This window comes from Limnohabitans sp. 15K, from assembly GCF_002778285.1.
Lineage (GTDB): Bacteria > Pseudomonadota > Gammaproteobacteria > Burkholderiales > Burkholderiaceae_C > Limnohabitans_A.
Genome location: NZ_NESM01000001.1, coordinates 1,090,555 through 1,100,523 on the forward strand (window position 1 = coordinate 1,090,555; position 9,969 = coordinate 1,100,523).

Sequence of the window (9,969 nt, forward strand, 5' to 3'; positions counted from 1 at the left end):
ACGGCCCTCTTCAGTGACCCAACCGGTCATGGCCACACACAAAAAGGGGCCAGACAGGCCTTCACCCGTCTGACCCCAAAGCACCAGAAATAACCGTCAGATCAGCAGATCAGTCGGCTTGCTTGCGCAAGAACGCAGGGATCTCGATGTCGTCCATGCCTGCGTTGGCCATGCCGTCCACACGCGCTGCCGCATGCGTGCGGTTGCTGCGCCAGTAAGCGGGCACATTCAAACCGCTGTTGTTCATCGGAGCGGCAGCGTTACCGGCGGTAGCAACCGCATCCTGACCACCCATGGTGAAAGGCACGTTGTCGGTGCCGGTGCGCAGCACCTGCAGCGGAGGCGCGGTGCGGCGTGCACCGGCTTTGGACAAACCAGTGGCGACCACCGTCACGCGGATCTCGTCGCCGAGGCTTTCGTCGTAGGCCGTACCGTAAATCACATGGGCGTTTTCAGAGGCGTAAGCACGGATGGTGTTCATCGCTTGCTTGGACTCGGACAATTTCAGCGAACCCTTGGCAGCGCTGATCAACACCAGCACGCCCTTGGCACCCGACAGGTCAACGCCTTCAAGCAGCGGGCAAGCCACGGCTTGCTCGGCTGCGATGCGGGCGCGGTCTGGGCCGCTGGCAGCGGCGGTGCCCATCATGGCTTTGCCAGGCTCGCCCATCACCGTGCGCACGTCTTCAAAGTCGACGTTCACATGGCCGGGCACATTGATGATCTCGGCAATGCCACCCACGGCGTTTTTCAGCACGTCGTTGGCGTGGGCAAAAGCCTCGTCTTGGGTCATGTCTTCGCCACCGGGCAATTCCAACAGCTTTTCGTTCAACACCACGATCAGCGAATCCACGTTGGCTTCGAGTTCCTGCATACCCAGGTCAGCATTGGACATGCGGCGGCCGCCTTCAAACTCGAACGGCTTGGTCACCACACCCACCGTCAGAATGCCCATTTCTTTGGCAATGCGCGCAATCACAGGCGCTGCGCCCGTGCCCGTGCCGCCGCCCATGCCGGCGGTGATGAACAACATGTGTGCGCCTTCGATGGCGGCGCGGATGTCGGCTTCGGCGCTTTCGGCGGCTTCACGGCCTTTTTCTGGCTTGCTGCCAGCGCCCAGACCGGTTTGACCCAGCTGGATGAATCGGTGCGCTGCGCTGCGGGCCAATGCCTGCGCGTCGGTGTTGGCGCAGACGAATTCAACGCCTTGAACTTGGCGCTCGATCATGTGCTCCACGGCGTTGCCGCCGCCACCGCCGACACCGATCACTTTGATTTGCGTGCCTTGGTTGAATTCTTCTGTCTGGATCATTTCGATGGTCATGGTGATACTCCTAAATTTGTTTGCAGTTGCCGAGGTTTTTTATCTAAATTCATTTTGGGGGAAAAGGGGTGTCAACATCGACACGGTCGTGAAGTCGGTGGACTGCCCCTGGCCAGATATCTTTTTTGCCAATTCATCAGAAGTTCCCCACGATGAAGTCTTTGAAGCGCCCAAAAGCGTTGTTCACCGAACTCTTCTTTTGCGTCACTTTGTATCCCCGCAGACGGGCCATGCGGGCTTCTTCCAAAAGGCCCATCACCGTTGCAGCGCGGGGCTGGCTGACCATATCGGCCAAACCACCCGAATATTTGGGCAAGCCACGGCGAACAGGCTTAAGGAAGATGTCTTCGCCCAACTCGACCATGCCGGGCATGACCGCACTGCCGCCAGTGAGCACGATGCCGGACGACAGCACTTCTTCGTAACCCGACTCGCGGATGACTTGGTGCACCAGCGAGAAGATCTCTTCGATGCGCGGCTCGATCACACCCGCCAAAGCTTGGCGGCTGAGCATGCGTGGGCCACGGTCGCCCAAACCGGGCACTTCCACTTGCGCGTCTGGATCGGCCAACAGTTGTTTGGCATAACCGCTTTCCACCTTGATGTCTTCGGCATCCTTGGTGGGGGTGCGCAATGCCATGGCGATGTCGCTGGTGATCAGGTCACCTGCGATCGGGATGACGGCAGTGTGGCGAATCGAGCCATTGGCAAAAATGGCCACGTCGGTCGTGCCCGCACCAATGTCCACACACACCACACCCAGTTCGCGCTCGTCTTCGGACAGCACCGCCAAGCTGGACGACTGAGGGTTGAGCAACAGTTGGTCAACCTCCAAGCCGCAACGGCGCACGCACTTGATGATGTTTTCGGCCGCACTTTGTGCCCCGGTCACGATGTGCACCTTGGCTTCGAGGCGCATGCCGCTCATCCCGATGGGTTCTTTGACTTCTTGGCCGTCGATCACGAACTCTTGCGGCGCCACGAGCAGCAAACGCTGATCGGTCGAGATGTTGATGGCGCGGGCCGTTTCCATCACACGGGCCAGATCGGCCTGGGTGACTTCCTTGTCCTTGATGGCGACCATGCCGCTGGAGTTGATGCCCCGGATGTGGCTGCCGGTGATGCCGACATTGACGCGGGTGATTTTGCAATCGGCCATCAACTCGGCTTCTTTCAAAGCCTGCTGGATGCTTTGCACCGTGGCGTCGATGTTGACCACCACGCCCCGTTTGAGTCCGTTGCCAGGTGCGATGCCCAGACCGGCGATTTTGAGTTCGCCATCGGGCATCACCTCGGCCACCACCGCCATGACTTTGGAGGTGCCAATGTCCAAGCCCACCACCAGATCTTTGTACTCTTTTGCCATTTGAATCACCGTTTCCGTTTCATTCTTTTGCTCTGATCACTCAAAGCTTTTTCTTGCCATCTGTGTCCAGCGTGGTGACACCCCGCAAGCGCAAGGCATAACCGTCTTTGTGTCGCAAATCTGCACCCGCCAACGCGTTAGGTGTCCGACCATAACGGGCCGTCACTTGCGAAAGCGTCTTGAAAAATACCTGCAACTGCGCTGTCATTTCTGCTTCGGTTCCCCGGCCCAACTCCAACAAAGCGCCACGGTCGGTCAACACGCGCCAACTGCCCCGAGGCGTCAACTCCAACTGGTCGATGCCCATGTCCACCGCGCCAAAAATGGGCAGCAAATGACGGTACATCTGCACCACCGCCGCAGACTGGGCATCGGGGCCCTTCAAGCGTGGGAGCTTGTCAATGTCGACATCCTCCACATTGGCCTCGAACACGCGGCTTTGCTGGTTCACCATCTTGTTGGCACTCTCGTCGCCCCACAAAGCCATGGGTTCATGTTCGACCAACACCGTGCGCAAACGGTTGGGGAAATCTCGGTGCACCACCGCGCCTCTGACCCAGGGCACGGCTTCAAAAGCCAATTTGGTCTGGTTCAAATCGATGGTGAAAAAATTGCCTTGCAATTGCGGCACCACATTGGCCCGCAAAGTGATGGCGTTGTTGCGTGTGACTTCACCTTGCACGGTGATGGCCTGAATCGCGAAGACAGGATGGCGCAACAACCACCAAGCCGTGCCGCCCAGCAGCAGCAAAACGAACACCACAAACAAGGAGGCAGCAGCCATGTTCATGAGTCGAATGTCCAGCGGCAACGGCATGGTGGATTTCACCCTTGAGCCTCCTGCACATGGTCCAGCGTGGCCGAAGCCAACAACTGGCAGCACAAGTCTTCGTAGCTGATGCCTGCGGCTTTGGCCGACATGGGCACCAAGGAGTGACCGGTCATGCCGGGCGAGGTGTTGATTTCCAGCAAATAGGGCTGACGCGTGGCCGCATCGATCATCACGTCAATGCGCCCCCAGCCCCGGCAACCCAAAACTTGGTAGGCCTTCACGACCAGCGCCTCGATGGCGGCTTCTTCGCCAGCAGGCAAGCCACTGGGTACCAGGTATTGCGTGTCGTTGGTGAAGTACTTGTTTTGGTAGTCGTAGTTGCCTTCGGGGGCCACGATCCGAATGACCGGCAGGGCTCGGGCTGCGTCGCCCTCACCCAACACAGGGCAAGTCACCTCGTCGCCCACGATGCATTGCTCGCACAGAATGTCTGCATCGCAGAGGGCCGCTGCGGCCAAGGCGGCAGGCAAGTCTTGCAGTTGAAGGACCTTGGTCACGCCAATCGACGAGCCTTCGCGGGCCGGTTTCACGATCATGGGCAATCCCAATTTCGCCACCAAGGCGTCCAAGGACACACCACCCAAATGTTCACGGCGCACCAACTCGTAGCGGGGTGTGGGCAAGCCTTCTGCAAGCCATACCCGCTTGGTCATGGTTTTGTCCATGGCGATGCTGGAGGCCATCACACCCGAGCCGGTGTAAGGCAGGCCCATGAGCTCCAAAGCCCCTTGCACGGTGCCGTCTTCGCCATAACGGCCATGCAAGGCAATGAAACACCGATCAAAGCCCTCGCGCTTCAAATCACCCAAATCACGATCGGCTGGGTCGAACGCGTGTGCGTCGACGTCCCCAGTGCGCAAAGCCTGCAAAACGCCCTGCCCCGACATCAAAGACACTTCGCGCTCGGCCGATTGCCCGCCCATGAGGACGGCCACTTTGCCCAGATGCAAGGCACTCATGCGGCACCCCCCAGTTCAACCACTTGGGCAGGTACAGCCCCGATGGAGCCGGCGCCCATGCAAATGAGCACATCGCCGTCGCGTGCATTGCTGAGCACCGCTTGTGGCATGTCGCTGATCGCATCGACAAAAATCGGCTCCACCTTGCCCGCTACCCGAAGTGCGCGTGCCAGCGAACGGCCATCGGCGGCCACGATCGGGGCTTCGCCTGCGGCATACACCTCGGCCAACAAGACGCTGTCGCAGCCTTGGCCAATCACTTTTACAAAATCTTCAAAGCAATCGCGGGTGCGGCTGTAGCGGTGCGGCTGAAAGGCCAAGACCAAACGGCGGCCTGGAAACGCCCCACGGGCCGCGGCCAAAGTGGCGGCCATTTCAACTGGGTGATGACCGTAATCGTCAATCACCGTGAATTGGCCTGCACCGCCTGGCACAGTCACTTCACCATAACGCTGAAAGCGGCGTCCCACGCCTTTGAAGTTGGCCAAGGCACGTTGCACCGCGGCGTCTTCCACACCCAACTCCACCGCCACGGCCACCGCGGCCAAAGCATTGAGCACATTGTGGTGGCCAGGCAAATTCAGCACCAAAGGCAAATCAGGCAGGGTCACGCCGTTGCGGCGTTGCACGGTGAAACGCATTTGGCCTTGTGCGGCTTGCACATCGACGGCCCGCACTTGTGCACCTTCGTTCAAACCGTAAGTGGTCACGGGCCTGGCAATGTCGTTCAGAATGGACTGCACACCCGGATCGTCCGCGCACACGATGGCCGTGCCGTAGAAAGGCATGCGGTGCAGAAACTCGACAAATGCGCCCTTGAGTTTGCCCAAGTCATGGCCATAGGTTTCCATGTGGTCTGCGTCGATGTTGGTCACAACCGCCATCACCGGCAGCAGGTTCAAGAACGACGCGTCTGACTCATCGGCCTCGACCACGATGTAATCGCCCGTGCCCAACTTGGCGTTGGCACCCGCGCTGTTCAAGCGACCGCCAATCACAAACGTCGGGTCCAACCCGGCCTCGGCCAGCACACTGGCCACCAAGCTGGTGGTCGTCGTTTTACCGTGGGTGCCCGCAATCGCCACACCTTGCTTCATGCGCATCAACTCGGCCAGCATCACGGCGCGGGGCACGATGGGGATGTGGCGCTCACGGGCCGCGATCACCTCTGGGTTGTCCGATTTCACGGCAGTCGAGGTGACCACCGCATCGGCTGCTTTCACGTTATCGGCCGAATGTCCCACATGGGTGACGATGCCCAAAGCAGCCAAACGCCGCAGCGTGGCGCTGTCAGACAAGTCGGAACCCGAAATTTGGTAACCCAAGTTGAGCAAGACTTCGGCAATGCCGCTCATGCCCGAGCCGCCGACACCAATGAAGTGAATTTTTCGGATGGCGTGTTTCATGCAGCCAACTCCTCACAAGCCATCACGACCTCCCGAGTCGCATTTGTTTTTTTCTGAGCGTTTGCCTTTTCGGCAGCAGCGAGCAAGCGCTCGCGTGTCAGGCCCGCCAAAAAGTCAGCCAGCGCTTGGGCTGACAGATCTGCTTGCGGCATGAGCCAGCCCCCGCCCTGCGTCACCAAAAACTGTGCGTTGGTGCTTTGGTGGTCGTCCACCGCAAAAGGAAACGGCACGTAAAGGGCGGCCACACCCACCGCAGCCAATTCGGTCACGGTGCTGGCACCCGCCCGGCAAATCACCAGATCGGCTTGCGCAAAAGCGGTGGCCGTGTCGTCGATGAAAGGGGTCATTTCGGCCTGCACACCCGCTGCTTGATAGTTCGCACGCAGGGCGTCAATCTGTGTGGCGCCACTTTGGTGAACCACCACCGGGCGTGACGCCAAGGGCATCAAGGCCAGGGCTTGGGGCACCGTGTCATTCAAGGCTTTGGCACCCAAACTGCCCCCCACCACCAGCACGCGCAAAGGACCCGTGCGACCTGCAAACCGTTCTGCCGGAGCCGCTTGCTCGGTGAAGGCTCGGCGCAGGGGATTGCCCACCCAATGGCCTTGCTTGAAGACACCCGGAAAGGCGGTGAACACCCGGTCTGCCACTTGGGACAGCACTTTGTTGGCCATTCCGGCCACCGAGTTTTGTTCGTGCAAGACCACGGGTTTGCCGTAAAGGGTGGCCATCATGCCGCCGGGGAAGGTGATGTACCCCCCCAAACCCAAAACCACGTCGGGTTGAACACGCCGCACCACTTGCCAACTCTGCCAAAAGGCGCGCAGCAGTTTCAAAGGCAAGACCAGCAGTGTTTTCAAGCCTTTGCCACGCACGCCCCCAAAGGACACGGCCTCGAAGGTGAACCCACGCGGTGGTACCAGCTGGCTTTCCATGCTGTTTGGCGCACCCAACCAGTGCACGCGCCAACCGGCCTCACGCAAAGCTTCGGCCACCGCCAAGCCTGGGAAGATGTGCCCCCCTGTGCCGCCCGCCATGACCAGTGCGCATTTGGTGCTCATGACCGACCTCCGCGCATCATCTGTTTGTTTTCGGCATCGATGCGCAGCACCACCGCAATGGCGATCAAATTCATCATGATGGCCGAGCCACCGTAGCTCATCAAAGGCAGGGTCAAGCCTTTGGTCGGCAAAGCGCCCAGGTTCACGCCCATGTTGATGAATGCTTGGAAACCGATCCAAATGCCCACGCCTTGGGCGACCAAGCCAGAAAAAACTTTGTCCAAAGCGATGGCTTGGCGACCGATCACCATGATGCGGCGGCTGAGCCACAAAAACAGACAGATTACCAAAGTCACACCGACCAAACCGAATTCTTCGCCGATCACCGCCAACAAAAAGTCGGTGTGCGCCTCAGGCAACCAGTGCAACTTCTCCACACTGCCACCCAAACCCACACCCCAGACCTCGCCACGGCCAATGGCGATCAAGGAGTGCGACAACTGGTAACCCTTGCCCAAAGCATGTTCGGCGCTGAAAGGATCGAGGTAGGCAAAAATGCGGTCACGCCGCCATGGCGAAGCCGCAATCATCGCCACGAAGGCCCCCACCAAGACGGCAAAGATCAAAAAGAACATGCGGGCGTTCACGCCACCCAAAAACAAAATGCCCATGGCGATGATCGCGATCACCATGAACGCACCCATGTCGGGCTCAGCCAACAAAAACACACCGGCCAGCGCCACGGCAGCACCCATGGGCAATACCGCACGGAAGAAACGCTCTTTGACGTCCATCTTGCGCACCATGTAATCGGCCGCATAAATGATGGTGGCGAATTTGGCCAACTCAGACGGTTGGAAGTTCATGATGCCAAAGGAAATCCAGCGCCGCGCACCATTGACCCCTTTGCCAATGAAGGGGATCAGAACCAAAGCCAACATCACAAGCGACGCCACAAACAAAGGCCGGGCCAGTTTTTCCCATGTCTCTGTGGGCACTTGGAAGGCCAGCAAGGCCATGATGCCGCCCACGGCCATCGAGATCACATGCCGGGTCAGGAAATGGGTTTGGGCATAACGCGAAAAACGGGGGTTGTCCGGCATGGCAATCGACGCGGAATACACCATGACCATGCCCCACATCATCAAGGCCACCACCACCCACACCAAGGCTTGGTCGATGCTTTGCAAACGGGCTGCGGCACCCATGCCTTGCCGGTTGGCGTCATAAGCACCCAAATTGACCGGCAAGCTGCCATGGCCGGATTGGGCGGTGCGCCACCCTTCGCCTGACAGCATGTGTCCCATGCGGGTTAAACCCGCTTGAAGACGTTGCGAGAAGTTGAGCGCGTCGTTCACAGCGCACCCTCCATGGCCACACCTGCAGCTTCGGCCAGCACGGCCACCGCCTGGCAAAACACCTCGGCCCGATGGCCATAGTTGTCAAACATGTCAAAGCTGGCGCAAGCAGGCGACATCAACACCGCGTCGCCACTTTGCGCCAAGCGGGCTGCTTGCGCCACGGCATCGGCCATGTCTTGGGCGTCGTGCAGGGGCACGCCTGCGTCCTCCAACACCGAGCGGATGCTGGGCGCGTCTCGGCCGATCAACACCACGGCGCGTGTGAAGCGCTTCACTGGGTCGGCCAGGGGTGCGAAGTCTTGGCCCTTGCCATCGCCACCCAAAATCACCACCACACGGCGCTCTGCACCCAAGCCTTGCAAAGCAGCCACGGTGGCACCCACATTGGTGCCTTTGCTGTCGTCGAAATATTCCACTTCGCCCACGATGGCCACAGGTTCGACGCGATGTGGCTCCCCGCGGTATTCGCGCAGGCCATACAACATGGGGCCGAGTGCGCAACCGGCGCTGCTGGCCAAGGCCAAGGAGGCGAGGGCGTTGACCGCGTTGTGGCGGCCGCGAATGCGCAAAGCGTCAGCAGGGATGAGCCGCTGAAAGTGCAATTCTTCGGCTTCATCTTTGCGGCGGCGACGTGTTTCATCGGCCTCCAAAGCGCGTACCAGCCACGTCATGCCGTGGGTCACCTCGATGCCGAAATCGCCGGGGCGTTGGGGCATGTCGCCGCCAAAGGTCAAACAAGCACGTTCAATCGGTTTTTGCAATTTCACCTTGATGGGCGCTGGCCGCATGTTCATGACTTGTGTGTCATCGCGGTTCAGCACCATCAAGGCTTGCTCACCAAAAATGCGGGCTTTGGCTTGGCCATACGCCGCCATGTTGCCGTGCCAATCGAGGTGGTCTTGCGACAAGTTGAGCACCGTGGCGGCTGTAGGCTCAAAGCCCTCACTGCTGTCGAGTTGAAAGCTGGACAACTCCAAAACCCAGACCTGTGGCAAGGCTTGTGCCATGGGGTGCACAAGCACCTGCGCCACAGAGGCCATCACAGGTGTGGATGGCTCATCATCGTCCAAAGGCTCTGGCACAACAGTGACCAAAACGGGCGTCTGTTCTGTCTCTTGCACGGCTGCCAGCTCAGCCACGGCTGGTTCGTCTTGGCTGTCTTTCTGATTTTTTTCCTGATTTTCTTCCTGCAACTTGACCTGTACTTCAGCCTCCGCCAAGGCCTCGGTCAAGGTGTCGAGCAAGGTGGGGCCGATGTTGCCTGCGACCTTGACAGTTTTCCCGGCACGCGCCACCAATTGTCCTGTCAGCGAAGTCACCGTGGTTTTGCCATTGGTGCCCGTGATGGCCAGCACCTGCGGGGCATAGCCCCATTGGGTTTTCAGGTCCTGCAGGCCTGCAGCAAACAAGCTCAGTTCGCCACCTTGCCACAAGCCCATGGCTTTGGCCGCATCGACCACAGGGGCCACTGTGTCTGGGCTCAGGCCAGGGCTGCGGAACACGGCACGCACCGAAGTGCCCTCGACCAAATCGGCTGAAAATGGGCCCGACACAAAGCGCACCTCAGGCCATTCGGACTGCAAGACTCTTAATTGGGGAGGCGTATCACGGGTATCGGCCACCGTCACGTCGGCCCCAGCGTGCGCGCACCAACGGGCCATCGCCAGGCCCGAAGCACCCAAACCGAGAATCAGAACGTGTTGACCTTGGAGCTGCATGG

The 9,969-nt window shown here is 59.6% G+C and carries 8 protein-coding genes; all 8 read right to left on the reverse strand.

Annotated features, from left to right (window positions below; all coding sequences use genetic code 11):
• Positions 1 to 109: 109 nt before the first annotated feature.
• Positions 110 to 1,324, reverse strand: coding sequence for a cell division protein FtsZ (ftsZ, locus tag B9Z40_RS05160; RefSeq protein WP_100172182.1), 1,215 nt, complete (start codon positions 1,322 to 1,324; stop codon positions 110 to 112).
• A gap of 136 nt (positions 1,325 to 1,460) precedes the next feature.
• Positions 1,461 to 2,690, reverse strand: a complete 1,230-nt coding sequence (gene ftsA / locus B9Z40_RS05165) for a cell division protein FtsA (RefSeq protein WP_100172941.1) — start codon at positions 2,688 to 2,690, stop codon at positions 1,461 to 1,463.
• 40 nt (positions 2,691 to 2,730) lie between these two features.
• Entirely contained in the window at positions 2,731 to 3,519 is a 789-nt protein-coding gene (locus B9Z40_RS05170) for a cell division protein FtsQ/DivIB (RefSeq protein ID WP_100172183.1), read from the reverse strand.
• Complete coding sequence (locus tag B9Z40_RS05175) at positions 3,516 to 4,481, reverse strand: D-alanine--D-alanine ligase (RefSeq protein WP_100172184.1); 966 nt, start codon at positions 4,479 to 4,481, stop codon at positions 3,516 to 3,518. The genes B9Z40_RS05170 and B9Z40_RS05175 overlap by 4 nt, the downstream gene beginning before the upstream one ends.
• Positions 4,478 to 5,887 (reverse strand): UDP-N-acetylmuramate--L-alanine ligase, encoded by a 1,410-nt coding sequence (gene murC, locus B9Z40_RS05180; protein ID WP_100172185.1) that lies wholly within the window; start codon positions 5,885 to 5,887, stop codon positions 4,478 to 4,480. Before murC ends, B9Z40_RS05175 begins: the two co-directional genes overlap by 4 nt.
• The gene (gene murG / locus B9Z40_RS05185) at positions 5,884 to 6,948 is read right to left on the reverse strand and encodes an undecaprenyldiphospho-muramoylpentapeptide beta-N-acetylglucosaminyltransferase (protein ID WP_100172186.1); all 1,065 of its coding nucleotides are present in this window, start codon (positions 6,946 to 6,948) and stop codon (positions 5,884 to 5,886) included. The genes murC and murG overlap by 4 nt, the downstream gene beginning before the upstream one ends.
• A complete protein-coding gene (gene ftsW / locus B9Z40_RS05190) occupies positions 6,945 to 8,195 on the reverse strand; it encodes a putative lipid II flippase FtsW (protein WP_100172187.1) in 1,251 nt (416 codons plus the stop codon). The genes murG and ftsW overlap by 4 nt, the downstream gene beginning before the upstream one ends.
• Positions 8,196 to 8,242: 47 nt before the next feature.
• Positions 8,243 to 9,967 carry a UDP-N-acetylmuramoyl-L-alanine--D-glutamate ligase gene (murD, locus tag B9Z40_RS05195; protein WP_100172188.1) on the reverse strand — a complete coding sequence of 575 codons (1,725 nt, stop codon included), beginning with the start codon at positions 9,965 to 9,967 and terminating at the stop codon, positions 8,243 to 8,245.
• Between the last annotated feature and the right edge of the window lie 2 nt (positions 9,968 to 9,969).